Origin of the sequence: Ulvibacterium sp. (assembly GCF_028285715.1) — a bacterium.
Classification (GTDB): Bacteria; Bacteroidota; Bacteroidia; order Flavobacteriales; family Flavobacteriaceae; genus Ulvibacterium.
Genome location: NZ_JANQOO010000017.1, coordinates 310,187 through 337,022 on the forward strand (window position 1 = coordinate 310,187; position 26,836 = coordinate 337,022).

22 protein-coding genes and 1 other RNA gene are annotated in these 26,836 nt (G+C 39.2%); 14 read left to right on the plus strand and 9 right to left on the minus strand.

Annotated elements, in window-relative coordinates; genetic code table 11:
• Positions 1-76 precede the first annotated feature (76 nt).
• The 5 genes from Q0993_RS08375 (at position 77) to Q0993_RS08395 (ending at position 8,183) form a co-directional block, all read left to right on the plus strand.
• Positions 77-955, plus strand: coding sequence for a hypothetical protein (locus tag Q0993_RS08375; RefSeq protein WP_299531778.1), 879 nt, complete (start codon positions 77-79; stop codon positions 953-955).
• 215 nt (positions 956-1,170) lie between these two features.
• Entirely contained in the window at positions 1,171-3,141 is a 1,971-nt protein-coding gene (locus Q0993_RS08380) for a hypothetical protein (protein WP_299531780.1), read from the plus strand.
• Positions 3,142-3,234: 93 nt separating this feature from the next.
• Positions 3,235-5,214, plus strand: coding sequence for a DUF3857 domain-containing protein (locus Q0993_RS08385; RefSeq protein WP_299531782.1), 1,980 nt, complete (start codon positions 3,235-3,237; stop codon positions 5,212-5,214).
• Positions 5,215-5,247: 33 nt separating this feature from the next.
• On the plus strand, positions 5,248-6,576 hold the full coding sequence (locus tag Q0993_RS08390; protein ID WP_299531784.1) for a sulfatase-like hydrolase/transferase: 1,329 nt from the start codon (positions 5,248-5,250) through the stop codon (positions 6,574-6,576).
• Positions 6,573-8,183 (plus strand): sulfatase, encoded by a 1,611-nt coding sequence (locus Q0993_RS08395; protein WP_299531786.1) that lies wholly within the window; start codon positions 6,573-6,575, stop codon positions 8,181-8,183. Before Q0993_RS08390 ends, Q0993_RS08395 begins: the two co-directional genes overlap by 4 nt.
• 108 nt (positions 8,184-8,291) lie before the next feature.
• Here Q0993_RS08395 and Q0993_RS08400 read toward each other — a convergent pair whose 3' ends face one another.
• Positions 8,292-8,651 (minus strand): DUF1801 domain-containing protein, encoded by a 360-nt coding sequence (locus Q0993_RS08400; RefSeq protein ID WP_299531788.1) that lies wholly within the window; start codon positions 8,649-8,651, stop codon positions 8,292-8,294.
• Between the two features lie 127 nt (positions 8,652-8,778).
• On the opposite strand from Q0993_RS08400, the gene Q0993_RS08405 reads away from it, so the two are divergent.
• From Q0993_RS08405 to Q0993_RS08430, 6 genes are all read left to right on the plus strand, one after another.
• On the plus strand, positions 8,779-9,426 hold the full coding sequence (locus Q0993_RS08405; RefSeq protein ID WP_299531791.1) for a hypothetical protein: 648 nt from the start codon (positions 8,779-8,781) through the stop codon (positions 9,424-9,426).
• A 65-nt stretch (positions 9,427-9,491) separates the two neighbouring features.
• On the plus strand, positions 9,492-9,782 hold the full coding sequence (locus Q0993_RS08410) for a transcriptional regulator (protein WP_299531794.1): 291 nt from the start codon (positions 9,492-9,494) through the stop codon (positions 9,780-9,782).
• Positions 9,783-9,828: 46 nt separating this feature from the next.
• On the plus strand, positions 9,829-10,284 hold the full coding sequence (locus Q0993_RS08415; RefSeq protein ID WP_299531796.1) for a hypothetical protein: 456 nt from the start codon (positions 9,829-9,831) through the stop codon (positions 10,282-10,284).
• 11 nt (positions 10,285-10,295) lie between these two features.
• On the plus strand, positions 10,296-11,702 hold the full coding sequence (locus tag Q0993_RS08420) for a DUF4173 domain-containing protein (RefSeq protein WP_367279593.1): 1,407 nt from the start codon (positions 10,296-10,298) through the stop codon (positions 11,700-11,702).
• Positions 11,699-11,992 (plus strand): hypothetical protein, encoded by a 294-nt coding sequence (locus tag Q0993_RS08425; protein ID WP_299531801.1) that lies wholly within the window; start codon positions 11,699-11,701, stop codon positions 11,990-11,992. Before Q0993_RS08420 ends, Q0993_RS08425 begins: the two co-directional genes overlap by 4 nt.
• Before the next feature lie 16 nt (positions 11,993-12,008).
• Positions 12,009-12,659 carry a DUF1361 domain-containing protein gene (locus Q0993_RS08430; protein WP_299531803.1) on the plus strand — a complete coding sequence of 217 codons (651 nt, stop codon included), beginning with the start codon at positions 12,009-12,011 and terminating at the stop codon, positions 12,657-12,659.
• 366 nt (positions 12,660-13,025) lie between these two features.
• Here the strand turns inward: Q0993_RS08430 and Q0993_RS08435 are convergent, their stop codons facing one another.
• The 4 genes from Q0993_RS08435 to Q0993_RS08445 all read right to left on the minus strand — a co-directional run bounded on the left by Q0993_RS08435 (position 13,026) and on the right by Q0993_RS08445 (position 17,795).
• A complete protein-coding gene (locus tag Q0993_RS08435; RefSeq protein WP_299531805.1) occupies positions 13,026-13,904 on the minus strand; it encodes a hypothetical protein in 879 nt (292 codons plus the stop codon).
• 11 nt (positions 13,905-13,915) lie between these two features.
• Entirely contained in the window at positions 13,916-15,796 is a 1,881-nt protein-coding gene (locus Q0993_RS08440) for a beta-ketoacyl-ACP synthase III (RefSeq protein WP_299531807.1), read from the minus strand.
• Entirely contained in the window at positions 15,793-16,524 is a 732-nt protein-coding gene (locus tag Q0993_RS21875; RefSeq protein ID WP_367279594.1) for a sterol desaturase family protein, read from the minus strand. The genes Q0993_RS08440 and Q0993_RS21875 overlap by 4 nt, the downstream gene beginning before the upstream one ends.
• Positions 16,525-16,586: 62 nt before the next feature.
• The gene (locus tag Q0993_RS08445; protein WP_299531809.1) at positions 16,587-17,795 is read right to left on the minus strand and encodes an NAD(P)-dependent oxidoreductase; all 1,209 of its coding nucleotides are present in this window, start codon (positions 17,793-17,795) and stop codon (positions 16,587-16,589) included.
• Between the two features lie 241 nt (positions 17,796-18,036).
• On the opposite strand from Q0993_RS08445, the gene ssrA reads away from it, so the two are divergent.
• Positions 18,037-18,435: a transfer-messenger RNA gene (ssrA, locus tag Q0993_RS08450) on the plus strand.
• Between the two features lie 234 nt (positions 18,436-18,669).
• Positions 18,670-19,911 (plus strand): site-specific integrase, encoded by a 1,242-nt coding sequence (locus tag Q0993_RS08455; RefSeq protein ID WP_299531811.1) that lies wholly within the window; start codon positions 18,670-18,672, stop codon positions 19,909-19,911.
• Positions 19,912-19,950: 39 nt separating this feature from the next.
• Here the strand turns inward: Q0993_RS08455 and Q0993_RS08460 are convergent, their stop codons facing one another.
• Positions 19,951-20,271 (minus strand): hypothetical protein, encoded by a 321-nt coding sequence (locus Q0993_RS08460; RefSeq protein ID WP_299531813.1) that lies wholly within the window; start codon positions 20,269-20,271, stop codon positions 19,951-19,953.
• 163 nt (positions 20,272-20,434) lie between these two features.
• On the opposite strand from Q0993_RS08460, the gene Q0993_RS08465 reads away from it, so the two are divergent.
• Entirely contained in the window at positions 20,435-21,610 is a 1,176-nt protein-coding gene (locus Q0993_RS08465; protein ID WP_299531815.1) for a hypothetical protein, read from the plus strand.
• 51 nt (positions 21,611-21,661) lie between these two features.
• Here Q0993_RS08465 and Q0993_RS08470 read toward each other — a convergent pair whose 3' ends face one another.
• From Q0993_RS08470 to Q0993_RS08480, 3 genes are all read right to left on the minus strand, one after another.
• Positions 21,662-22,984 (minus strand): hypothetical protein, encoded by a 1,323-nt coding sequence (locus Q0993_RS08470; RefSeq protein WP_299531817.1) that lies wholly within the window; start codon positions 22,982-22,984, stop codon positions 21,662-21,664.
• Between the two features lie 6 nt (positions 22,985-22,990).
• Positions 22,991-25,123: an ATP-binding protein gene (locus tag Q0993_RS08475; RefSeq protein ID WP_299531819.1), complete on the minus strand. Its 2,133-nt coding sequence runs from the start codon at positions 25,121-25,123 to the stop codon at positions 22,991-22,993.
• Positions 25,124-25,198: 75 nt separating this feature from the next.
• Complete coding sequence (locus tag Q0993_RS08480) at positions 25,199-26,809, minus strand: DNA cytosine methyltransferase (protein ID WP_299531821.1); 1,611 nt, start codon at positions 26,807-26,809, stop codon at positions 25,199-25,201.
• Positions 26,810-26,836 lie beyond the last annotated feature (27 nt).

The window sequence follows — 26,836 nt, forward strand, 5'->3', positions numbered from 1 at the left end:
TTTAGCGGTATGCTTACCTGCCATGGCCCATGGGAGGTCGGGAATCCATTTTTCAATACTAAAAATTTGAAGCATTATGAAAAAGCGAATTGCAAAAATAGCCTTCTGCTGTATAGGGGCTATATTTCTTTTGAGTTGTCAGGATGACAATGAAAGTAGTGACACGGGTGAATTTAACTCTTTGACAGTAATAACCCGGACAGAAAAAAATGAACTGGAAGCGGCCGTTAATGAAATAAATAGTGCCGTAGGCAACAATTTTGGCGTAGATACGAGTACAAGCAAAACCGTAAGTACAGAGAAGACCTTCGGTTGTATGGATATCACTTCCGAGGAAGATGAGAATGGAAACATTGCGGTCATCATCGATTATGGGGAGACCTGCGAACTTAGAAATGAGGATGTGGTCTCGGGTAGGATAGTAATTACCTATACTTCAGAAGATAGTGAGGATAATGACTTTGTGATAGACTACACTCTGGAAAATTACACCTACAACGACATAATGGTTACCGGAAGTGCCCAAGCCATTTATGATTTTGAAAACGAGGCAGGGAATCTGGTCTACGCTTACGAGTCTGATTTTAGTTTTACCTGGCCGGATGGCCTGGAAGCGACGGATAATAGCAGCTATGCCACTGAAACCATTTTCGAAAGTGATGAAGAAACCTTCCTTAACTTCTATAATCTTGTAACCGGTAATGGGGAAACGATTTTCAGCAATGGGGACAGTTATACATTCCAGATCACCGAACCGTTGCGCAGCGAGCCGCGATGTAGGTATTACGTCAGCGGAGTGGTTGTAAGTACCCAGAATTCGGAAACCGTTACTTTGGATTATGGTGACGGGGAATGTGATGATAGTGCCCTGGAGACCGATGATGACGGTAATACCACAGAAATTGACCTAGATGATATTGTTGACGATGATGAAGATGATGATACCGGTTCCTGATTCTTGAAAATAAAGGGTCTTGCCAAAACCTGGATAATACAATTAATTTTATGTTTTCGTTTTTGCGTTGGCCGCCCCAAAAGACTTTTTGGGGTGGCTTTTACTTGAGGTATACCCCGAACAAAAAGATACTAAGGCCTATTTTTTAGTACCCGATTACAATAATTACTTTTAAAATCTGTTAGGTCTTACAACCCCCTAACCGATACCATACAATGCGGTCTTATTATATTGCGGCCTTACTTATTTTGATGTACGGCTTACCTTCCTTTTCCCAAGATAGCATCCCTTTTGGAGAACTTACCTACTTCGACAGAACATTTGATACCTATGAAAAAGATCCCGATGCCCCTGCAGTAGTCTTGTATGAAAAAGGTGATGTTTTTTTCATTGTAAAGGACAAAAGGCTTCATTTGATTAAAAAATACCATACCAAAATAAAAATTTTAAATAGGCAGGGCTTTAAGCATAGTAATGTTTCCATACCACTTTTAATTGGAAAGGACTTGCATGAAGATGTGGCTGGAATAAAAGCAACTACTCATAACAATGGCATAAAAAGCCATCTTCAAGAAGAAAAAATCTATTTTTCAAATACTCAGCCAGGAGTTGTTGAAGCGCAGTTTACCTTGCCCAATGTAAGTGTAGGTAGCATATTGGAATATGAGTACCTTTTACTTTCTCCGTTTATCTTTAAACTTGATGGTTGGGAATTTCAAAGTACCATTCCTAAGATTTACAGTGAGTTTCAAGCCATTGTTCCGCTGAAGTATGTTTACAATAGAACTTTGGTCGGCGAGTTGGAATTATGTACTAACCAAGTCGAAAAGTTAAGTAGCTGTTTCGTTCCTCCCGGAGGTGTTTTCGCCCTAAGTTGTGAAAAGCTTACTTATGCAATGGAGGATATACCTGCTTTTAAATATGATGCTAGTTATACTTTAGGCCCTTCCAATTATATTTCTAGGTTAGATTTTGAACTTTCCAAGATCAACGGACTTAATGAGGGCACAAAATTGACCACTTCATGGGAGGATGTAGATAGGGAATATAGGACTGATAAAGATATTGGAAAACAATTGCGCTATAAAGGTTTTTTTGGCAGGAAGATACCGGACCATTTGCTAAAGGGAGCGGACGAAATGACCAAAGCTACCCATATTTATAATTTTATCAGAAATCACTATTCATGGAATGGCGGCTTTGGGATCTATGGAAAAGTACGTGTAAAGGAGGCTTTTAATGAAAAGAAAGGAAACGTGGCGGAAATCAACATGTCATTGATCAATCTATTAAACTCTGCCGGTATTAAATCCAACTTATTGTTAATGTCAACCAGACAGCTCGGTCTGCCCAAAAAAACCTACCCTGTCATGTCCGACTTTAATTATATCATCGCCAAGGCAACCATAGACGATAAAGATTATTTGTTGGACGCGACAAACAAATATCATCCTTTTGGAATTCTGCCTTTCCGTGCCCTAAATCACTATGGCCGAGTCATGGATTTTTCAGATGCCAGCTACTGGCACACTATAAAGCCGTATGCTAACAATGGTTGTCAAATAAGGGCCAGGGTACAACTAAATCCAGATTCCAAGACCGCCAACGGTGGTTTGGAAATGATAACCCAAGGGTACAACGCTATCCAAACCAGGGAAATGAAAGATGAAAAAGATAAAGAAGAATACTTGAGTGCCTTGACAGAGAAATTCCAAAACAATCTTGAGATAGGCTCCTATAAACTTGTCCAAGAAAGATCTGACGAAAGGAAAATTTCGGAGCAGATTCAATTCAGCGCCGGTATCAATCCTATTGGCGACAGGATATATTTTAACCCCTTCCTTCCGATTTTTTTTAGACAAAACCCCTTTATTGAAGAAGAGAGAAATTATCCCGTAGATTTTGGCTATCCAAGGCGTTATAGATATCAAATCAATATTACAATCCCGGAAGGATATCAGCTAATTGACCTACCTCAAAAAGACGCGATGCGACTCGGGGATAACCTAGCTGTTCTGGAATATTTCTATGTGCAAAATGCCAAGGAAGTTATGATATCCTTTGATTTGGCGCTTAATACGGCATATTTTGAGCCTGCCGACTATAAATTACTGCGTGAACTTTTTGACCGCACCATGAAAATACAGGGGAACTCGCTATTCGTAATCGAAAAAAAAATGAACTAACCTTTCCCATATGATTCAACTTTTCTTAAAATTAGTGTTCGCCATAAGACCTCATATAGCACTAGAGCTAATTCTAAAACCCAGCTACTAACAATGAACCATTTTTTAACCTTCGTACTCATCCTTACAACCGTAATTTGGACCTTGCCCGCCCAACAGAAAGGTACCTTTGGAAAGCTTTCCAATACTGAAAAAAATATGATTACCTATGAAAAAGATCCTTCGGCCCATGCCGTAGTTCTTTATGAATGGGGCAATAACTATTTTAAGGTAGTCGACCGGAGGATACTTTTGATCAAGGAATATCACACCAAAATCAAAATTCTGGATGAAAAGGGGTTTGCCTATGGCACCGTCGAAATCCCACTATATCACAAGGGTACGTTGACCGAAAAGGTGACGGCGTTAAAGGCAGTTACACATAATGGTGATACTCAATACAATGTCTTGCCTTCGGAAATCTTTGAAAACGACCATTCCGAAAGGTGGAAAGTAAAAGCCTTTACTTTTCCAAAAATGCAAAAAGGAAGTATCCTAGAATACTCCTATACCATAACCACCCCATATGATTTCAATTTTAACGGGTGGGATTTCCAGGGATCGATTCCCAAAATCTACAGTGAATTCAATGCTAAAATCCCAGGAAATTGGGTCTACAACCGTTCCTTAAGAGGTAATTTGGAATTGGATATAAACGATGCTCATATTCAAAAAGGGTGTTTCACTATTGAGGGATATCCAAAAGCTGCGGATTGTGAGGTATTGAAGTATACCATGAAGGATATTCCAGCCTTTAAGGAGGAAAAGGAATTTATGCTTTCCGCAGAAAATTACCGGTCACAGTTGAGTTTTGAACTTTCCCAATACAATAGACTCGATGGCACTACAAATAAGTATACCAAAAGCTGGAAAGATGTGGACAGGGAATTTAGATCCGACAAGGATATTGGAAGGCAACTGACCAAGAAAGGTTTTTTTGAACGCCACGTGCCTGAAAAGCTTCTAATTGAAGGCGATGAACTGACCAGGGCCAAGAATATTTTTGAATTTGTGCAACAGCATTATGCTTGGAACAAGCAGTATTCATCCTATGGAAAAGCAAGGGTAAAGGAGGCATTCGATGCTGGAAAGGGAAATGCCTGGGAGATAAATATGTCGTTGATCAACCTATTAAACGCCGCGAACATTCCAACTAACTTAATGCTTTTATCTACAAGAAAAAGGGGATTACCTACGAAGGTACATCCTGTAATGTCCAACTTCAACTATGTTGTGGCCAAGACTGAAATTGATGGGAAAAGTTATCTATTGGATGCGACCGATAAGTATATGCCATTTGGCTTTTTACCTTTTCGGGCCTTAAACCATTACGGCAGGGTCATGGATTTTAAAAACGATAGCTATTGGTATGATATTAGACCCCAAACCAAGAATCGCCATCAAGTGAGGGCCCAAATTAAATTTGACCCGGAGGAAAACAAGGCCGTTGGTGTTTTTGACGCTGTAAGCACGGGGTATAATGCCATAAATATGCATAAGACCTTGAACGAAAAAAGTGAAGAGGAATACTTGGACTCGGTAGAAGAGGAAATTTCGGGAAATTTTGCGATTACCTCCTATGAATTGGTACAACAACGAACGGACAAGCAGGGCGTTTCACAACGATTCAAGTTCGAAATAGAAGACGTGCTCAATGGTGATATGGCCTACTTGAATCCATTTTTTATCCAATTCTTCAACCGAAATCCCTTTCAACTGGATGAGCGTAATTATCCTATTGATTTTGGTTACCCAAGAAATTACCGATATCAGATCATCTTCACGATTCCTGATGGATACGCTATTCAGGAATTTCCTGAAAATAAATCGATTGCCTTGGGCGATACCCTAGCTACGCTTAAGTTTTACAGTACCGGGAATACAAGTCAGATTTCATTTTCCTTTGAACTAGCACTGAACAGTTCCTATTTTAACGAAAAGGATTACCAGGCCTTAAAATCGCTGTTCAAGGAAGCTGTGGATATTCAAAAAAATTCCTTGGTCGTACTTAAGAAAAAAACCGTGCAACCATAAAATTAGTATCTTGGGATTTCTAAACCGGTTTTCTTGAAATCCCTGTTGTTTTTCCCGATTTGCGTAATTACTTTTTGCTGCCTTTCCTGTACCGAAAAACGTAAGGAATTGGATCAGCGTTCCAACAAACCCCACATTATCCTCATCATGGCCGATGACCTGGGTTACGAGACCTTGGGGGTCTACGGAAGCGACAGTTACCACACGCCTCACTTGGACAACTTGGCCCGGGAAGGCATGCGGTTTGACCACTGTTACTCCACACCTCTTTGTACCCCTTCCCGTGTACAGTTGATGACCGGAAAGTACAATTTTAGAAACTATGTCGGTTTTGGATTGTTGGATGCCAAGGAAAAGACTTTTGGGCATTATATGCAGCAGGCGGGCTACAAAACCTTGGTGGCCGGGAAATGGCAATTATGGGGCAATGAACGACAACAGGAATTGGCGGGAGGTCGTGTGGGAAGCACTCCCGAACAAGCCGGATTTGAGGATTATTGCCTTTGGCAAATAGATGAACGCGGGTCGCGCTACAAAGACCCCCATTTGAGCCGTAAACAAAAGGATACCGAGACGTTTCCGGGGGCCTATGGCCCCGATCTCTTTGTAGACTACATAGAATCCTTTATGGATGCCCATCAAAATGGGCCGATGTTCATCTACTATCCCATGGTACTGACGCACGACCCTTTTGTTCCCACTCCTAAAAATCCAGGTTTTAAAGATTTCGACAATGCCTCAAAAACAAACGATACCACCTACTTTGGTGAAATGGTGGGCTATATGGATCTTTTGGTGGGTAAAATCGTTAAAAAAACAGAGGACCTAGGCATACGCGAGAACACCTTGATCCTTTTTATCGGGGACAATGGAACGGATACCGATGTTACCTCCGTTATTAATGGCGTGGCATTGACCGGTGACAAGGGCAATACTACCAATGCGGGAACCCATGTTCCCATGATCGCCAACTGGAAGGGAAAAATAAAAGCGGGTAGCGTTAATGAAAATCTTATCGATTTTACCGATTTTGTACCGACACTGCTAGAGACGGCTAAAGCAAACCTTTCGAACACGTCACAGACCGATGGCCATAGTTTCTATCCCCAGTTGTTGGACAGGGAAACCAAGGTCCGGGACTGGATTTTTTGCGATTATGCCCCAAATTGGGGAAAATTCAAGGCTCGAAGATATGTACAGGATAAAAAATGGAAATTGTACGGAAATGGGGCCTTCTACAATCTCGAGGACGACCCTTTGGAAGAAGATCCGTTGGATACCGCCGAACAGCCCGAAGCCTTGAAACCGCTCCTACAAGAATTTAAAAAAGTACTGGAAACCTATAACAACCAAAACCCATGAAAAAGTCGACGAACGTACTGTTATCACTAGGCTTTATCTGCCTAATTTCCTGTAAAGATGGCGCCGATAGCACAGAATCCAAAACCCCGAAAAGGCCCAACATCGTATTCATCATGTCAGACGATCATGCCTATCAGGCCATCAGTGCCTATGACGATAGGTTGATACAGACCCCGAATATCGATCGGATTGCCAAAGAGGGAATGCTGTTTACCAATGCCAGCGTCACCAACTCCATTTGTGCCCCGTCCCGGGCCGTAATCCTAACGGGAAAGCATAGCCATCTCAATGGGAAAATCGATAATCGTATGCCTTTTGATACCACCAACGTTACCTTTCCGCAAATCCTTAAAAAATCGGGGTACCAGACCGCGATGTTCGGAAAATTGCATTTTGGCAACAATCCCAAAGGGTTTGATGAGTTCAAGATACTGCCCGGCCAAGGCGATTATTACAATCCCAAGTTCATTACCTCAGCCGGAGATACCACCATAACGGGATACGTAACGGATATCATCACCGACCTTACGTTGGACTGGATGCAGAAGCGCAGGGACACAGCCCAACCTTTTTTGTTGATGTACCTGCATAAGGCACCGCATAGAACTTGGCTCCCTGCCCAACGCCATTACACGACCTATACCCAAAAGAGTTTCCCCCTGCCCGAAACGCTTTTTGATACCTATGCGACCCGAGGTACTGCTTCCAAAACGGCGGAGATGGGGATTTTAAAGGAAATGCAATTACGTTACGACAATAAACTGACCCAGGCCGTGACGGACGAGCTAAAGGTAGAGGACAAATACGAGTGGTCCCCTTTGGATCGGATGACCCCGGAACAGAGAACGGCGTGGGATGCTACCTATGGGCCGATAAGCGAACAGTTCAAAAAGGACTATCCCAACATGAACGATTCCACCTTAACTGTTTGGAAATACCAACGGTATATGCAGGATTATCTCGCCACTATTGCCGCGGTGGATGAAAATGTAGGGCGACTTTTAGATTATATGGACGAGACCGGACTTGATGAAAATACCTTGGTCGTATACACCTCGGACCAGGGCTTCTATTTGGGTGAACATGGTTGGTTCGATAAGCGCTTTATGTACAATGAATCCTTTAAGACCCCTTTATTGATCAAGTGGCCCAATGTCATCACCCCAGGCACTACCACTACCGAAATGGTACAAAACCTGGATTTTGCCCAAACCTTCTTGGAGATTGCCGGTGCAGCCCCTACCGAGGAAATGCAGGGTGAAAGTTTGGTACCCCTATTGAAGGGGGAAAGGGAAAAATGGGACAGGGACGCCGTGTATTACCATTATTACGAATATCCCGCCGTACATGCCGTAAAACGCCATTATGGTATTGCTACCGAGGACTTTAAACTCATGCATTTTTATTACAATGTAGACGAATGGGAACTTTATGACCGCAAAAACGACCCCCAGGAGGTCAACAATGTCTATGACGATCCGGCCTATGCCACCGTCGTAGCCGAGTTGAAGGAGAAACTTGAAGGACTACGTGTAAAATACAAGGACTCCGATGAACTCAGCAATCAGTACATTCAGATCTACAAGGATAATGGATGGATCAAATAGTTAAATTCCAACATTAAAATTCCAAATTCCAAAATGTGCTTGGTGCTTGGTGCTTGGTGCTTGGTGCTTGGTGCTTGGTGCTCAAAATTAAAAAAGCTTTAAGGAGGACTATTTCCAGAACCTTTTATCCCGTACCCGATAGGCATCCTGGAGCACTTCCGTTAAGATAGTATCATCGATTTCCTCCAGGGAGCGGTAACGTAGGGAGCACATTACCTTGCGCCCTGCCGTGGTCATATGTTCCAAATGGACCGTTAGGTGGGCCGAATTCCAAAAACCGACATCGATGTAATCCTTCGTATGGTTCAAATAACAGAGCGGCCTTCCCGCTATGTAGTAAAAGGGAATCCGGTATTTGAACTTTAAATCTACCCCAGGTACCGTATGCTCTATGATCGATTGCAAATGCAACAATATACTGCGATACGGTTCTGGGCGATTGAGGATGTAGTCTTCCGCGGGATTCATGAATTGGGTTAATGGATTAATGAAAATAGTCAATCTGGTTGAAAAAGGTGTATTTCGTCTTTTTTTTAATGATTTTGTTTAAAGTTTCAAAAAAAAGTATAACTTTGAATTTCAAAGTACTTTATAAATGGAAGCAAAAAAATACTTGGAGGACATCACTGAAATTAAGAATATGATGAGTCGTTCCTCACGATTCATCTCCTTAAGTGGCTTATCAGGAATAATGGCCGGAATTTATGCATTGATCGGGGCTTTTATCGCAAAACTACTCTTAGATAATCATCTTCAAAGTATAAAAAATCATCAGGACTCAGCGAAGGCCGGATTATACGAAATAATAGAGACTTCAGATTTGATCTTCAACCTCCTTCTAATTGCATCAAGTGTTGCTTTGTTGGCTATTGTAACCGGGTTCATCCTTACCAATAGAAAAGCTAAAAAAAGTGGGGAGGATATTTGGAACGCCTCAAGCAGACGCCTTGTCCTGAATTTTCTGATTCCTTTAATGGCCGGGGGTCTTTTTTGCCTAGTATTGTTGCAATATGGTTATGTAGGCCTTGTCGCTTCCGCTACACTGATCTTTTACGGCCTGGCATGCGTGAATGCTTCAAAATATACTTTGGGAGATATTCGCTACTTGGGCATTGCCAATATAATAATTGGTTTAATAGCCACACAGTTTATAGGTTATGGGCTCTATTTTTGGGCATTGGGCTTTGGTGTTTTTCATATCATCTATGGGACGTTGATGTACTTTAAACATGATAAGAAATAAAACTATCCCCAAATAAAAATAGAAACCCATAAATTGGGATTTCCAATTTACATGGAATGAAATAAATGAGCATAATCAATGACATAAATAAGGCCTTTGACCATCGTATCCGATTAGGGATTATGAGCATTTTAATGGTAAACGATTATGCCGATTTCAATTTGCTCAAGGATCTATTGGGAGCTACGGATGGTAATCTGGCCAGCCATGTAAAAGCCCTTGAGAAAGAAGAATATATAAAAGTGGAAAAACAGTTCATTGGCCGAAAACCCAATACCCGGTACTCTGTTACCAGCGTAGGAAAAAAGGAGTTTAAAAAACACATAGATGCCTTGGAAAAGTTAATCGGGAAGTAATTTTTTTATCATTACACTTTGAAATTCAAAGTACTTTATATTTGACATGAGAACTATCATTTTGGAAACGCTATATGAATGGGGCAAGGAACCTTATCGGAAATATGTATCCCGAAAAGATTCATGGGATATTCCGATATCAGATTTATTAAAATATCCCAAAATTAGTTTAGGTTTTCATCTGGCCACATTCTTGCTAAAATACCATTTTGAGGTACAACCCAAACTGGAAAATCGAGATGTACTTCATGTGCTCACCAATATTGGAACTTCGGTTCACGAAGAAATTTATATGCAATTTTACCTCTTTGGCAATGGCAAGCGAAATATTGGCCTTCTCGCAATTCTTCTGTTCGGTATACTAATATTTCCAGATTATCTCAAACACTTTATGGAGGCATTTAAACGGGGCCGCAAGGCCTTTCGATTTTATTATCTCGATTTTTCCAAAATGCTCAATCAGCCGATTCGGCATATTCAACATACATTTTTAATCAATTAAGCAGTTTCACTATGGGTTCACATATTAAATCAATCTTAGGCTCTTTAGCGTTCAGTTATTTGTTCTATACCAAAAGTTTTGGACTTAATACTGTACTATTATCCATTGTGGTTTTAGTATTCTTATTCATATGCCGTAAACGACGACCCATACCTTGGCTATATTCCATCCCATACTTGTTTACCGCCATTATGGTATTCATGAACCCGACCGACTTTAAGATATGCCTCCATTTCATGGCTTTCTTCGTCTTGATAGGAAAATACATCGCCCCTTCAAATTCGTTATATCTAAGTTGGTTTATCGGGGTGGTCAATATGATAATAGCCTCTCTTGTTAAATTGAATAATCGTATACATCAGCCCAAATCAACAAGGAAGGGACTTTCCAAGAAAAGGAAGGATTATATAAAAGGAAGCATAATTTCCTTCTTATTACTTATTCTCTTTGCACTATTGTACCAAAAGGCCAATCCTATATTTGAGGGTTTGATTCAGCAAATCGATTTCAATTTTATAAGTATTCCATGGCTAGTCTTTACCCTGTTGGGGTATATCTTGTTTCTACATATCCTAAATCCTTATAGTCCCCAAGAATTATTGGATTTAGATCTACAACAAGCGAACGAACTTAAACATCCGGAAGAGCCGTTCACCATACCTGTACTAGAAAAATTGAAAAGCGAACAAACTCTGGGAAGCATTGTCCTTTCATCGCTCAATCTCCTTTTAATCCTGTTTTTGGTAACGGATATCATATATTTGTGGCAAGCAGACCCTATTAGTAACTCAGGGTATTCCAAGTCTGTACACCAGGGCGTATACGCACTCATGTTCTCCATTGTCTGTGCCATACTGATTATTCTATTTCTTTTCCGGGGACACCTTAACTTTTATAAGGGCAACAAACGACTGAAAAAATTGACCTACCTCTGGATAGGGCTGAATGTAGTTTTGGTCTCTTTTACATGGTACAAGAACTTTCAATACATTGATGCGCTAGGGTTTACCTACAAACGCATCGGTGTTTTTGTATACTTATTGCTCACGCTTTCAGGATTGATTACCGTCTATATCAAAGTGGCCCGTCTACGTGGTTTCATATATTTGGTACGCACCAATATTGCCGTTGTTTTTGGGCTTCTCCTGTTGAGCGCAAGCATCCCCTGGGACCGTGCCATTACTTGGTACAATCTTAAACATATTGCGCATCCCGATATCCCTTATTTACTAGATCTTGGGGATACCAATAGTCCGCAGTTATATCACTATGTCCAAACACCGCCTAGGGAAAACACTTTTCACAAGGACACAATTAAGGAAATTGAAAAAAGGTATTCTCAATTTCGCTCTGATCAGAAAGCACGGACTTGGCAGGAATACACGGCCTTCCATATCCAAAATCTCAGGGAAAAATGATGACATATTTCACATGTCCGGTCAATCGTTTCGCTATAAAAATGACATGCTTCAATTTTCTCACAAGCACTTTGTTGATGCTTTTACTGCTATTTGTAAAAGCGGATTTCCTTTTTGTATGCGCCTTTATCTTTTTAGGTATTTCCGGGGTGGTAAACAGTATTACGGTATTCTGTTTGATTGTGACCCTATTCCTGAACTTTAAGTATGTAGAGCAGCATGCCCTTGCCTTGGTCGTGGCTTTGCTACATTATCCCATCACTTTTTTATATATCCATTTTGTTCTTTAAACCATAAAACAAAACCATGCAGATAGTCCTATCGAAAATCAATGCCCAATATATAAACCTTGGACTCTCCACCTGTTTTGGATTGTTGCTTTTGGTCCTTCGAATGAAGCTTACCGATAGCTTTTTCTATCTTTTTTTGCTATGGAACCTTTTTTTGGCTTCGGTACCCTATTTGATTACTCAGGTTTTGCGTAATACGAAGAAAGTGCTTGAATCCAATCTTTTAGCGCTTTCCAGTTTTTTGACTTGGCTGCTTTTCCTACCGAATAGCCCCTATATCATAACCGATTTTATACATATACGCCTTGAAGGTTCTAGTCCATTATGGCTAGACCTTATCCTAGTCTTTGTGTTTGCCATCAACGGGCTGCTATTAGGATTACTGTCTTTATTGGATATGTTTGCCTTATTGAAAGATAGATTTGATAGGCGATGCGCTCATAGCCTCGTTTTCGTGAGTTGCATACTCAGTGGCTATGGTATTTATTTGGGCAGGTTTCTTCGTTTCAATTCTTGGGACATTCTAACAAAGCCTATCATTTTGACAACCAAAATCTTCCAAAGCCTTGTCGAAATCGAAGTATGGGGAATAACCATGGCCTTCGGCGGATTATTATGGATTTTGTTTCGATTTCTACAAGCAATGACAAGACAATGCAAGAACTAAATCAATCCCGGTTTTCACTTTATTCCATATCGGTGCGCTTCCACTTTGAATATTCTAAAAAGACGCAATTGCTTGCCTTTGGTAAAACCTATTTTCGCTACTACTTAAGGTTCATCTCCCCTGCCCCTGTCAACTCTTCATTGTTTATTGTTCATTGTCCATTGCAAACCACTTACTCCTTACCTTTCATTTTTTACAGTTTACTACCAACTACCAACTGTTCGTTGTTTACTCCCTCCCATCCAAATGGTCCTGTAGAAAGGCTTAACGTTCCGTTAGTTTTCCGTTTTGGGTTATTTAAATACGTTCAAGAATACCATATTCATCATTTTTAAAGAAGCCGAGACTACAAAGGCCAATCGAATACTATACATTTTTCTTTTTCGCTTCCACAAGAAGTGCATGTAATACTTCGGTAGACAGCCCATGTAACGTTAGGCGGAATGCAGCACCATAGGTCGGTAAGGGTATCATAGGGTGCTTATTATTAAGACCTACTAGCTTTTCAGGACAGTCCATTATCGTAGTAGCATAAATACCGATTACCTCATCCAATTGTAGCGAATTGCTAGCCCTCCAAAAATCATTATCTGTAAGAAAAAATTGGTAAACAGGAGTGAAAATTTCAATAGCAGTGGATAAGTCCAAAAAATTTGACCATTTATCCCTAAAAGTCTCAAAAGGAATCTCACCAATCGTTATAGCCGCGAAATTAGGTCTGTCCACTTTTTCTACTTTCAACCCTTTTCCAGCAATAGCGCCATTGAGATTGATTATAAAGTTGTATAAGTTCAAATCATGATCCAAGAACAAATTATCATTAACATTATTGACGGATAAGGGTTTTAACGGATTCATTGGTATTTCTTCGCTGCCCTTTACGTTGTCCTTTATAAACTTCAATATTTCAGATCCCAAATAGAAGTGACGCAAAATCAAAAAGTTAGCCTCAGGGCTGACTAAATATTTCATCCCCATATATAAAGATCGATGCAATGTTCTAGGAGCATTGATAAGGTTAGGCGAAATTGCTTTGAACAATTGCATTAGGACAATAAAAAATCTGGCAATCACCCGGACAAAGGGTAACAGGTATTGTCTTGATTTTCTTCCGGAATCATATAGAAAAGCAGCTTTTGCATCGGCACTGAAAGGAATGCTCTTATCCAAAAATAAAGCATGCCAGTGACTGGGATCCTTCGGATTGTTTTCCAAATTTTCAAAATATTCACTTTTGTGTAGCATAACTCAGTATTTCAATAATTCCCAATTTCGACCAATTGCATGCGATACAATTTAGCAACTACCTTCGCTGTCTTCAAAATTTTTTTCGCCAAATCTTCGGTCAGCGCATCCGAGTTAATCGCATTCTCAAACCTTTCAAAATGGTTCTCGTTGCTATCGCTGATTTCGTGATATGTAAAAAAGGACACTTGATCATTGTTTAAATTTAATAATTGCTGTACTGCCCGCCCCCATTTGCCGGCTATTCTGTTTCCAAGGCCCTCAATAATGAACATTGCCCCGAGCAAATTAAATGGATTTGGATTGCTCGCCGTGTGGAACATGAAAGCGCTAAGGGCCTCACTTCCTAAGTTTTTTTCACCTTTGTATAAGTCCTCTTTGTCTCCCCCGCAATTGATGTAATTCTTTTCCAGCATTTGATAATCACGATGTTCATCTCTTGAATGGGAGATAAAAGAAGATCGTACATCAAAATATTCCATACTAATATTGGATGCGGCCCTTGCAATCCATTGTGACCCATCAACTACTTGTTGCCTAAGATTCAATAACAAAAGTCGATATTCTTCCAAAGTAATCGTGCCATTATATATTTTTTTGATGATAGGCACATTTCGAAGATCATTTTCAAAGTCGACCCATACCGAGGTGAGACCGCGAACCAACCGCTCCTGTATGGGCTTGCCTTTGGTGGAAATCGAAGGAGCCAAAATCTTATCTTCCTCGGTCAATGGTAATATCTTCTTTTTATGGGTAGGTCCTAAGACGGTCAACATCATGAACGATGTAATGAATCGTCCACTCTCGGGGACCATACAAAGAATTTTTTGGCCATCCTTTAGACTATGGTGATACAAAAGCTCCTCAAGCATTATGAAAATGGATGCAGACCCGGTATTTCCTTTGGAGTGTAAATTTGTGAACCATTTTTTTTCGGGAATAGTGACACCACCTTTTTTCAATAGATCAATAACAGGTTGTTTAAAATATTCAGAGGAATAATGACACAACAACCAATCAAGTCTTTTAGGATCTACTTTACCCTCCTCAACAAGTTGGAAAAAATGTTGAACACCCAAGCTCACTATGTTGTTCACCAAACGTATGTCTTGCTTTAGATTAATGGCTCCCGCCTTATCCGCAGCACTGAAACTATCATAATCGATCCATGATTTTCCTTGTTCGCCAATATCGGTCTTATTCATTCCCGTGTACATACAGGGTTCAAATAATGTTGCATGGGATTTCAATTCGATCCACTCGATTTTTAAATTGAAAGTATCCTTATTTGGGCGATTCCTTAACAAGAAAGCTCCCGCCCCATCGGACAGCATCCATCTTAAAAAATCGGTTTCCAATGGAGGAGAGCCGTTGTCCATTATCGATTTTTGATTTTCGAAACGTTTTGCCTTGAACATTCTGCTTGGGAGTTCACCAGCACAGGCAATTGCATTGTCGACCTCACCTGAACCCACATGCATAAATCCATTTTTTATGGCCATCATACCCGCAGCACATACACTTTGGTGGCTGGCTATACCACAAATAGGAAGTTCCGATGCTCCGTGCACCATACTCGCAAAACCGGGAACAGGAAGGTCTGCCTGCGTGGTGCCGGCACTCAGAAACTGAATATCTTTTTTGTCCATACCGTTCTTTTGCAAACAATCATCAATGGCCTTGGCGGTCATTCCTGCAACCGATTGAGTGGTGTTCTGATTCTTGTCCAGCGCATAGTATCGGTTTTTGATACCGTTTTGTGCCAACATTCGGCTTTTACTTCGAGAAGGTTTCCCGGAGATGAACCCCAAATAGTCTTCCATCTCATCATTCCCAATAGGGTGGCCGGGCAAAAATTTTCCTATGGCACTTATGTAAACAGGTCTGCTCATTTCATATTATTTTTTGGTGTTACCGTATTGAAAATCATATCAAGGTAAGGGAGCATAAAACCGAAATTACCTTCGCTCCATTTGTGGTGCATTGTATGTCTAAAGGTAAATCTGCCTAGATAATTAGGACTCTTTATAGTCTCTACCTCATGGTTGCAATGACCTAAAAAATTTAATAATATACTGATAATCGGTAAGCTCAGAACCGATAATATATGAAAGGGATACACCAGGATGGGCACAAAAATTACAGCACCCAAAAGAAAAGCCTCAAACCAATGAAAACTATATACCGAATACAATGTAGGTTCTCTAGACACATGGTGCATATAATGCACTTTTATGAATAGCCATTTTTGGTGCAACAACCTGTGGCTAACATAAAAATAGATTTCATTCCAAAGGAATAAAACAGGTATCTCCCAAAGACAATTCCAAATACTGTTATGTCCAAATTGAACATATCCGTTTTCATAAAGTAGCTGCAATGGAATAGCCTGCAAAGCAAAAACTAATATGCTAATCATTGAATTTTTGACCTCCATCTTTTCTTGCTTGGGTTTTCTATAATCAAGAATGGGCCGGATGGCCTTCTTTTTTTTCAACAGCGCTAATACAGGTCGTATGAAAACTATTCCTCCAAAGTATAGTCCCATAAAAAATATGAAAACGAAAGTGAAGGTTAGCCACCACGCAGAGAAAATGTAAGCTATGGTTGAATCTATCATACGACTGGATAAATATTTCTTAGACCGTTATTCAGATTGACATCCATCCAACTTTCCCAAAACTATTTGCAAGCTATATAATCATTTAAATAGGAGTATAGTTCTGTGAGTTTACCATTTTGGGTCATTCTGGCGCGTTGTAGGACGCCCTCCACATCTCCATTAAAAAAGGCAGGAATCACCTCTTTTACAAAGGCATCGCCAAAGCCGTTACTGGCATCCCTAGGCAGTTCCGCCGGTAGGTTGTCCACAGCCATAACTGCAATGGCATTGGGGTTAGTATACTCGGTTTCCGATTCGGATTGGGGGTCATAGCCATAAATGGGATCCGCTATGGTAGAGGCCCGTAGCGTAGTGGCCACGGGTCCATCGATATCACAACTGATATCCCCGACGACCTTGATCTTAAAATCCGGATGTTTTACATCCTTCCGGGTATAGAGATAGGGGGCACCGTCCCCATAAAAATGCCCCGCTATGTACAAATCGCTCACCTTGGCGAACCGCATAAAAGTGGATTCATACGCTTCCGGATTTTGGAAGAAGTCTTGCTGCCCGAGATTCCTTCCATCCCTCCTTTGGTTATAGTCCAACACATCGATCTGGCAATAGACCGCCTCGTCGAAATCCTGATTCAGGTATTCCGTTACGTTTACTTGCCGTAACTGCATCCCGTCCAACATTTCCTTGGCACCGTTCCCTACTCTACCTTTTCCAGTCAAGAGGATTTTAATGTTTGGGAGGGCCATTTTTTTTAGCTCCGCAATCAAGGCTAATTGGTCCACCAAGGTTTCAGCCTTGGGCAATTGGTATGTACCGGATTTAAGCCCATAGGCCCTTAGTCCATTATAGGCTCCTACAATCCCCGCATACCGGCCAAACGCAACCAGGCGTATTCCCTTGGAATTCGTGATGACCTCATGGTCGTACAGTTCAATATTCTTTTCCAGAATAGCTTGGAGCAATTTCCTATTGTACGGCTGTTTTTTGATGGTATGGGAAAAGAAGAAGTATTTTTTGTTGGGAATCAAGGCTTCGATGGGCACTTCCTTTACCCCGAGTAGTACATCGCACTCTTCCATTTTCGGGGCGACTTCAATACCGACCTCTTGGTACTCCCTATCGGTAAAAACGCGAATAGGCGAAGGTTCCACGATCAGTTGTGCGTTGGTATGGGCGGACTGGACTTTTTGACAGGCCTTTGGGGGCAATACCACCCGCCGATCCGGAGGGTTTTTCCGTTCTCTGATGATTCCAAACTTAAGGTTCACTTTGGTACAAATTTTGTCCTAAAATACACGGAATAATAGCGATAGCAAAGTTTTTATTAGCTTTGCTGCCCCGCCCGCCGAAATGAAAATGAAGGCGGGCCGCGTTAGGGATAGAGCCCGGTACCCCGCCCACGACAGGGGGCGTGTACCCGCGATAGCCCGACCTGCCTTGGGGCAGGGAACGCCAACCAATTTGTTCTTTGAAAAAACAATGGGAAGAATAGCTTGCCTATCCCATTAAGGGGCCGACCGGTTTTGACAGCGAGACCAATGGCGATGTAAGCATGCCGAGCGCTGGGATACAGCTCGTAAATCTCATATTTCACACTTTTAAATGGCGAATCTAATTACGCTCTTGCCGCTTAATCTGAATTACAGTAGGATTTAGCCTCGTCTCCGCAAGGCGGAGAAGCGAGATGTCCCAGAATAGCCCTTGTTGATGGCGATTCGTTCCGGGGCACCATAAAAGTCAACATAAGGAGGGTGTAGCTTCGGCACCGTCTCTAAAATCCAAAGAAGCTAAGTGTACATTGGGCGGTTTCTGGTCAGGTGTACATCGAAAACCAATCAGATACTAAGCATGTAGAAAGCATGGTTATTTCTTGTTTGGACGAGGGTTCGAATCCCTCCGGCTCCACTGAAATGATTTAATTTCAAACTATTAAACCTGTAAATTACTGATTTACAGGTTTTTTATTTTATTTATGTTCAAATGATATCATTTAAAATCATATCAAATTAACACAAATAGGTGCCCTATTTTTAAATTTATATTTTGCTCACCTATTTTCCTATAATCTACTCATTATTATTTAATTACAAGCATAATTTATTTTATTTTTTGTACATTTATTCGAACAAAAAATAGTAATCGGTGCCTTCTACCTTTGCAATATTATTCTACATTAAAGAATATCGGCTTGACAAACATGGCAAAGCTTCTATATATGCTAGGATAACAGTAAATGGGAAGCGAAGTGAGATAAGCCTTAACCGTAAAATTTTACCCTCTAAATGGAAGTTTAAAGGCGATAAATTAAAAGGCTGGAGTGCAGAAATTCAAGAATTGAATCGGCTAATGCACACGGTACGGCATCGGATAAAAGTTATACAGGAAAAGTTTATTGCCGCCGATGAGCCCTATACTTCCCTAGACATTAAGAATGCGTATCTACACAAAGACAAGAAATTCAAAATGCTGCTTGAGCTCTTTGAAGAACACAATCAGCAAATGGAAAAATTGATAGATGTAGAATTCGCCTTAGGTACGTATAAAAGATATCAGACCACCAAAGGTCATTTATCAGAATATGTAAAAGCCGAGTATCTAAAGGAAGATATACCCATCAGAAATGTTGATTTAAAATTCATCAAAGGATTTGAATACTTTTTGAAAGCGACCAAGAACTGTAATCATAATTCAGCTTTGAAATATGTCAACAACTTCAAAAAGATTATCCGGATGGCTGTCGCGCATGATTGGATGCTCAAAGATCCTTTTTATAATTACAAGGTGCAGTTTAAAACCGTAGAAAGGGAGTTTTTAACCAAAGACGAGCTGCAACGGCTTATCGATAAAGAAATCGAGGGTGAACGATTAGGCATTGTGAGAGATATGTTTGTGCTCTGTTGTTTTACAGGTCTTGCCTATGTTGATATTCAATCCTTGACACCAGAAGAAATTTATCAAAATGAGGAAGGTGGGTATTATATCAAATCCAAACGCTCCAAAACAGATACAGGGTTTATGATTCCGCTGTTGCCTACAGCAGCAGCCATCATTGACAAATACAAAGAACATCCCAGGGTGGTCAACAAAAACTGTGTAATACCAGTATTGAGCAATCAAAAATCCAATGCCTATCTCAAGGAAATTGCTGACCGCTGTGATATCAAAAAGAACCTGACCACCCACTTGGCGCGTCATACCTTTGCCACCACCGTCACTCTTTCCAATGGCGTGCCCATAGAAACAGTCGGAAAAATGTTAGGACACAAAAATTTGCGTACTACGCAACACTATGCAAAAATCATTGATCAGAAAGTAGAAGAGGATATGGCCCTTTTGAAGGAGAAATTGGAGGAGAAGAAATCAAAGCAGAATTTGGCCTTATAAAGGAGCAACGAACAACTTCTTAAATGCTAAATAAAATGTTTAAGCTTCTCTGTAAAAATTTGTAACTACAATTTCGTCAATATTTAAATCTACTAATCTGTTCTCTTGAATCACGGTTTTTATGCCCGAAATTCTAAATGAAAAAGTTCTGATCTCCTTTACAGCCCCTTCTATTTTGCTTTTTATCCAACACCTAAATGTCATCTGGCCTGTATTAATGTTATCAAAATCTGCACAGTTCAATTCAAAGGGAAGAAAAATTTGAACGTTGATTATCTCTTCCTCGCTTCCAGGGATCTTGTAACCCTGAAAATACTCTTTTAATTTTTCAACTAACTTACTTGTGATATCTTCTTCCATCAAAAATTATTTAATGTGCTTTTAAGATTAGCAAAAGGCGTCCCTGGTTTATATTATTTTCCCTACTTTTTCTTATCACCGACTTTGAGCTTATTTATTTGTTGTTGCAAAGAAAGTATAGTTTTAACTAATTTGTAAAGAATTTATTATCTATTCTAGGCATATGAAAAGTATTTCGCACTTGTGGACTAAAAACAAAAAGATATTTGAAACGAAAACCTTGTCTCAAATATTAGCTTTCACAGGCGACGGGAGATTAACGGATGGGAATGCAACTTCTCATGAACTGAGAGATTTACTTGAACAGGTCCCTTCAAAATTGCTAATGGAGTTTTCTGAAAACTGTTTATCTACAAAATTCGATGGGAGTGGGTTTGCATTGCAAGACATTGTTAATCAGATAGGTGTAAGGCTTGGTTTTGAAGTAAATCAAGGGCTTTATCGAGGTAAAAGAAATGGTATTGGATATGATGGCATATGGACATCAAGTGAAGGTTACTCAATTGTGGTGGAGGTAAAAACAACCGATACGTACCGAATTAACATGAACACTATTGCCTCCTATAGAGATCGACTTATCGAGAACGCACAGATTGATAAGAGCCGTTCATCTATTCTCATTGTTGTGGGAAGAAATGATACCGGTGATTTAGAGGCGCAAATAAGAGGATCAAGACACGCTTGGGACGTTCGTCTGATTAGTACTGAATCACTGATAAAACTCTTAAAGCTTAAAGAAACCTTTAACGATACTAGAACCATTAGACAAATCAATGAACTACTAAAACCTCAAGAATATACAAGAATTGACTCGCTCATTGACCTTCTGTTTTTGACCTCAAAAGATTTGCAACTTGATGAAATTGAGGAAGATTCCGTTCCTCAAGAGGAGGTAGAAAGCTTACCCGGACCTAAGTTTAGCAGGGTAAATTTTCACAATGAATGTATATATAAGATTCAGAAACACCTTGAATTAAATTTTAAAAAACAATCCAGAATTGCATACGATAATAAGGACAAAACTGTAGGACTAATTTGTTCCATTTCTAAGATACATGATCCTGGAAAAAACGAAAGCTATTGGTTTTCCTTATATCCACATCAACAAGAATTTTTACAAGGATATCAGAATTCCTATATATCATATGGCTGTGGCTCGTCAAAAAATACACTTTTAATTCCCTATGCAGAATTTGAGCCATATGTTGGTGAATTTTGGACTACAGAGAATGAGCAGCGTATGTACTATCATGTGGTTATACTTCATAGGAATAATAAGTTTTTATTGCAATTGCCGAAAGCGCAGAGCGTCTTTGACCTTTCCAAATATAAAATCTAACCTTAATTTGATTTAAATCTCTTTAAAATTCTTCGGCCAAATTATAATTTGTCAGGAAACTTTACCTATTCCAGGTCTGTTTATTTGGTTCGATAATTGAGCTTGTATATCGGTAACAATTTCTCTCCTTAATTTATAGTTTGGACTAAGTCCCTGCTTTTTAAACTTTGAAATTGGTATGGACAAAATCTTTCTGAAATCAAATATGAAAAATCTAAACTGTCCTTCAATTTCAAAGACTACTTTTTCCGAATACAGAAAGACAGGACCTGGACTTTTTATTTTTTCCTCGTGTTTTTTCGGCAAGGCCACACCATAAATAAATCTCATATAATCTTTAGATTGAGCATAATCGCAAACTGGAGTAATATCTAACATTAATTCCCACGGTTTATCATCAAGTATTTCTTTAATATATGCCTGTTTTAGCTCATTAGCCCGGCCTATCACAACATATTGATCAATTATTTGCTTTACTATTGTTCTTTTTCTCTTATTGATAAAAAGATTACCCTGTTCTAAAATGCTAGATTTACTGTTCTCCTTTGATAAATGAATTTTCGTATTTAACCGAATTACAGCATTCTGATCTACTTTCCCCTTTGTGATAGAGTCAATATCCCCAAGTCCCCTAATCTTTATGAGATTTTCAATTTCTTCATGTAAAATATTATTTGATAATAAAAGGGCCTTTTCAAGACGTTGTGATGCTGAAGAACTTTGAATTTCTTCCTCACCGATTATTGCCTTAGCTAGTTGGTATAGGATCGTCTTTGTTTCGGCATTCCAATTTGAATCAAAATTGTAGCTCGAGATATAGTTTATTAATTCACCTGTAGCATCATGAACAATGTTTTCATATTGCATAAAATTTAGAAGCACAGATTGTCGAGAAAGTTTCTCAGGAATGTCAGAAGCTAATTTTATATCTCCTCCTTCGTCTAAGACCCATTTATCTATATCTGTATCAAAATGCATATAATCTGACTTAGACAAATAAAGTATTTTAACAGGTGCTATTTTCTCAAGAATCTTACCTTTTTTGAATAATTCTTCCAATGGAGAAGTGTAGTCATCCTCAGAAGCATGTTTACTCCAAGCAACTATTATATAGGGTGACGGATTGACAACCACAATCCTTTTTAATATCGATGCGACAGTACTAATTGCCAGCTTAGGATTTGAACCTTCCGTTATCTGTAGATCTAAAAAAATAATTCTCACAGAGTTAGTAGGGTTGTCCGGTAATTTGTCCATCTCTCCAGAAAAATAATTATATGGAATTCGGTTTCTAGAAAGAAAATCTACAATTGGACTAATTTCCTCATACCGATTATCAACCAATACTATTCTACCGTTAGTTGGAAGCTTCATGTACATTCATTTTTTAAATCCTAGGGCAATAATCGCACCTTCTTTGAAGTCGTGCGGTATTTCAAAGTCATTCACATCCGGAAACCATAATTTTCCTTTGTGAGCAGCCATTATTTCAGAAGCAATGTGAAGACCAAGTCCCATTCCTCCGGGTTTTCCAGAAACAAACGGCTCTAAAATTTCATCCGTGGGTAGTAAAAATCCTGTTCCATTATCCGCAATAATCAAATTAACGAACCCTGGCTCCGATTCCGAGATATCAAAAAACAGTTTTTTTTCTTCCCGTCCTGCTTTATCCAACCAGAAAATCGAGTTATCTATCAAATTCATTAAACTACCTATCAAGAGACTTTTAGCAATTCTAACCTTTATCCCAGACTTCAAACTTAGATAACCCTTTACTATCTCAATTTTATGTGATGATAATCTATACTCTGTGTTAAAAATTGCCTGATCTATGACCCCCCTTAAATCCTCATTTGTTCTGGTAGATTTTCTGATTATTTCTGAGTACCCATCAATCAAAGATGATAAATGTCTTACTAGTTTTAGAACTCTTTCAGAACCTTTTTCTGCCTTCAAAACTTTTTGAACCTCAATTATGATTTTCTCGACCTCATGAACAACAACACTAAGACTTAATCCGGCACCAGCTGCTTTTAGAAGATTATTATTTATTCGTTGATAATCGTTTTCAATTTTAACAAGGTATTTGTTTATTGTAGATCGTATTTCTTCATCTTCAACCTCTTTATCAACAAATCCCTTTAGCTCACCCAAAATTTGCAATACAGGCTCAGATTTTCGGGTGGGTCCATAAACTTCCTTAAGCCTTCTTTTATCCTGAAATCTAAAGTTTTCTATTAACTCCATACCATGTATGACGGCATCCTTAAAAAAGCTATACGCCTCATTTTCTACAAATCCTTCCCTGTTCGTTTTTTCGACTAAATCTGTACTTGAGTGACGATCTAAGTAAACCGCCCCGATAATAATATTCTTACTTATTCTTTTGGAAGGATCGTTTACCCTTCTTTGGTTCATGTCCAACCAGTCATTTTCTGGTTCTCCATAATCATAAACACGCATGCCATTTCTAAATACCTTTACACCTCCATTATAATTTAGGTATCCATTGAAAGAGCTTTTCTCTAGTTGCATTCCAAGTCTAAAAACAAAACTATCTCTATCAAATATAAACCCCTTAAATCGAATTTTGCCTATAGCATATTTTGATAGTGAAAAAAGTTTTTTATCAGAATCTTTAAGTTCTAGAAACTTGGAAACGATATCATCATTTTCGTTGAGTGTTCTCCCAGATACTCTATTCATTGTATCCCAGGGCTTAAATGAGTACTTAAATCTTGTAATCTTGCTGCCTTCCATTTCAATCTCAAAATAAAAAAGAGAATACTCCTTTATATCTTTCCAAGGCAGTAATCCTTCAAACCAACCGGGCTTATCGAGAATTTCGAAGTTAGCTTTAAAAGAATCGTCTGCTTCGAATGGCGAAGTCATAGAGTTGATTGATCTTTTAACACTTCTGGCCACCCCCCTTTTCCAAAGATTTTGGAGTTTGGAAATCACAATATTTGTTCCAGTCGCTCCGTCTTTGAAAAACTCTGGTATCCTTCTAACTATCAGTTTTACAGGCACATCCTCCAAATACTTATGTTCATCCAGTACCTCCCAATTGATTCTTACCACTACTTCAGGATTATCTTCCATTTTAGTAGTCATTTCAATATGATTGCCAAGCTTGTGAACACCAAAGCGACCAATACCCTTTTCTCCGATTGGTAATCTTTTATATTTGGGTGTCACCTCTTTCCTATCAAATTTTTTTGATTTAAAGTCGCTGCCAGGTTCCATCCAAACGTCTTCAACAATTTTAGCGCTCATCCCAAACCCGTCATCTTCAATAATAATTACTCCTTTTTCATCAGAATCAACGTTTTCCATATATATATCGACCTTACTAGCATCGGCATCATAAGAATTCTTCACCAACTCGATTAATGCTATACTTTCATTCTTAATTAACTGATCTCCTAGTTGTTTTAAAAGTCTTGCTCTTGGCCGGAACTTAACAGAAATTTCAAGTTCACCGGACTGATTATTTTTTATTAAATCACTCATACATACATTTGTTGGATATCACTATTATTTAACTCTCCCATTCCGATCCCGGATTTTGACATGCTTATTTTGCTATTATCTTAGAGTTGCCAATTGTAGGTTTTCGTGTTCATTGGTTTTTATTACTTGAAAAACATCACTTACAATTCTCGCAATTGCGCTAGCAAGAATTGGAGGAACCGCATTTCCAACCTGAATAAATTGTTGTGTTCTGGGCCCACAGAAATAGTAGTTATCTGGAAACGTCTGAATTCTGGCGGCCTCTCTTACCGTTAAACTTCTGCATTGAGATGGATCATAGTGAATAAAGTAATGACCATCTTGGGATATGTGGCTTGTTATAGTCCTAGAAGGCCTATTTTTTACTTGAACTTTAAATCGATCTGGAAATTTACTTGTTACTGTTCCGTCCTTTTCAAAAACATTTTTGTGATTTGGAAGAAGGGCAATTGGAAAATCTTTGAGCTGAGGGGAAATCCCCTTAACCTTTGCGTAACAGGAAACAAAGAAATAGCGTATTAAATCACTCTCCATATGACCGCGTGACTTATGATTGCAAACGCCGTTAAGCTTTAAATCCACAAACCATTCCGAATTGTATTTAGCCACAATTTTTTTTGACTTTATGAATTCACTTCCCGTTCCTTTTTGCGGCAACCTAATGAATTTCAGTTGTTTAATGATTTCTTTCCTTACCTCCTCGTCAACTTCTTTAAGAATATTGTTATTCTTGATATTCACAATTGTTTTCTTCCAAGCCGTACCACTATCTGAAATCTTTGAAAGGGCACCTCTTAATCTTGGAAGACCGGAGAGTACTTGAGAGATGTTTACTTTCTCACAGGTTTCTAGAATATCCGGCACGATATCTAAGTCTTTTCTAATACCTAAAAGTATAACCCTATGCCTTGCCTGAGGGACGCCATAGTTCTCACAATAAATTACATAATCTTTTTGCTTAAGTATGGGATAACCTTTACTGTCAAATTCAGGTTTAACTACTAACGAGTAGATTTTATAGCCTGGACATTCAAGCAACTCGCCATTTTGTTTGAAATCTGATTGGTAAGCCTTTACAGGGTCAACCAAATCCTTTAAGATTTTGGTAAAAACTGGACTTTCTTTTGTCGCCGCGGATAGTATTCCTTTAACATTCTCCATTACAAAAACCGTCGGGTTGTGTATAGCTAAAATCCTTAAATACTGTTTATAAAGACCTACTCGTTCATCGGTGGATTCATCCAAAAGCACTTCTTGTCTTCTATTCCTACCAGCTACGGAATAAGCTTGACAAGGAGGTCCTCCTATAAGCAGCCAGTCATTCTTCCCGTTAAGAGCAGATTGAATTTTTTTATCGACTAGTGAATTAGAAACGGCGTCCTTTCCTTCACCTAAAGTAGCCAGCCATGCCTCATCTTGAGCCTTTTTATGTTGTTCCGGCCACTGTTCGTATAAAGTTTTTAATGATATTTCTTTTCTTAAGAATTTATAATAATCATCGGGTGCCTTTCCAGAATCAAATTGTCTGAAAAAACTTCTTAGAGATAGTGTTTTGTGAGCGTTAATGTCCTTTTCAATGGACAAGACAATCTTAAATAGCCGTTCTTTTTCAGAATTAAAAAGATTGGAAAATCCTTCACCCAAACCTCCGGGCCCTGCGAATATATCAATTACCGGTATTGCCAAATTTTAAATCTTTTATCAAATTTTTCA

Coding starts and splice junctions, on each gene's coding strand:
- Q0993_RS08410 (WP_299531794.1), top strand. CDS start 9,492: ATGAGCATAATCAATGACATAAATAAGGCCTTTGACCATCGTATCCGA.
- Q0993_RS08475 (WP_299531819.1), bottom strand. CDS start 25,123: ATGAGTGATTTAATAAAAAATAATCAGTCCGGTGAACTTGAAATTTCT.
- Q0993_RS21875 (WP_367279594.1), bottom strand. CDS start 16,524: ATGATAGATTCAACCATAGCTTACATTTTCTCTGCGTGGTGGCTAACC.
- Q0993_RS08405 (WP_299531791.1), top strand. CDS start 8,779: ATGGAAGCAAAAAAATACTTGGAGGACATCACTGAAATTAAGAATATG.
- Q0993_RS08440 (WP_299531807.1), bottom strand. CDS start 15,796: ATGAGCAGACCTGTTTACATAAGTGCCATAGGAAAATTTTTGCCCGGC.
- Q0993_RS08470 (WP_299531817.1), bottom strand. CDS start 22,984: ATGAAGCTTCCAACTAACGGTAGAATAGTATTGGTTGATAATCGGTAT.
- Q0993_RS08425 (WP_299531801.1), top strand. CDS start 11,699: ATGATGACATATTTCACATGTCCGGTCAATCGTTTCGCTATAAAAATG.
- Q0993_RS08460 (WP_299531813.1), bottom strand. CDS start 20,271: ATGGAAGAAGATATCACAAGTAAGTTAGTTGAAAAATTAAAAGAGTAT.
- Q0993_RS08465 (WP_299531815.1), top strand. CDS start 20,435: ATGAAAAGTATTTCGCACTTGTGGACTAAAAACAAAAAGATATTTGAA.
- Q0993_RS08395 (WP_299531786.1), top strand. CDS start 6,573: ATGAAAAAGTCGACGAACGTACTGTTATCACTAGGCTTTATCTGCCTA.
- Q0993_RS08420 (WP_367279593.1), top strand. CDS start 10,296: ATGGGTTCACATATTAAATCAATCTTAGGCTCTTTAGCGTTCAGTTAT.
- Q0993_RS08375 (WP_299531778.1), top strand. CDS start 77: ATGAAAAAGCGAATTGCAAAAATAGCCTTCTGCTGTATAGGGGCTATA.
- Q0993_RS08435 (WP_299531805.1), bottom strand. CDS start 13,904: ATGCTACACAAAAGTGAATATTTTGAAAATTTGGAAAACAATCCGAAG.
- Q0993_RS08415 (WP_299531796.1), top strand. CDS start 9,829: ATGAGAACTATCATTTTGGAAACGCTATATGAATGGGGCAAGGAACCT.
- Q0993_RS08380 (WP_299531780.1), top strand. CDS start 1,171: ATGCGGTCTTATTATATTGCGGCCTTACTTATTTTGATGTACGGCTTA.
- Q0993_RS08430 (WP_299531803.1), top strand. CDS start 12,009: ATGCAGATAGTCCTATCGAAAATCAATGCCCAATATATAAACCTTGGA.
- Q0993_RS08385 (WP_299531782.1), top strand. CDS start 3,235: ATGAACCATTTTTTAACCTTCGTACTCATCCTTACAACCGTAATTTGG.
- Q0993_RS08400 (WP_299531788.1), bottom strand. CDS start 8,651: ATGAATCCCGCGGAAGACTACATCCTCAATCGCCCAGAACCGTATCGC.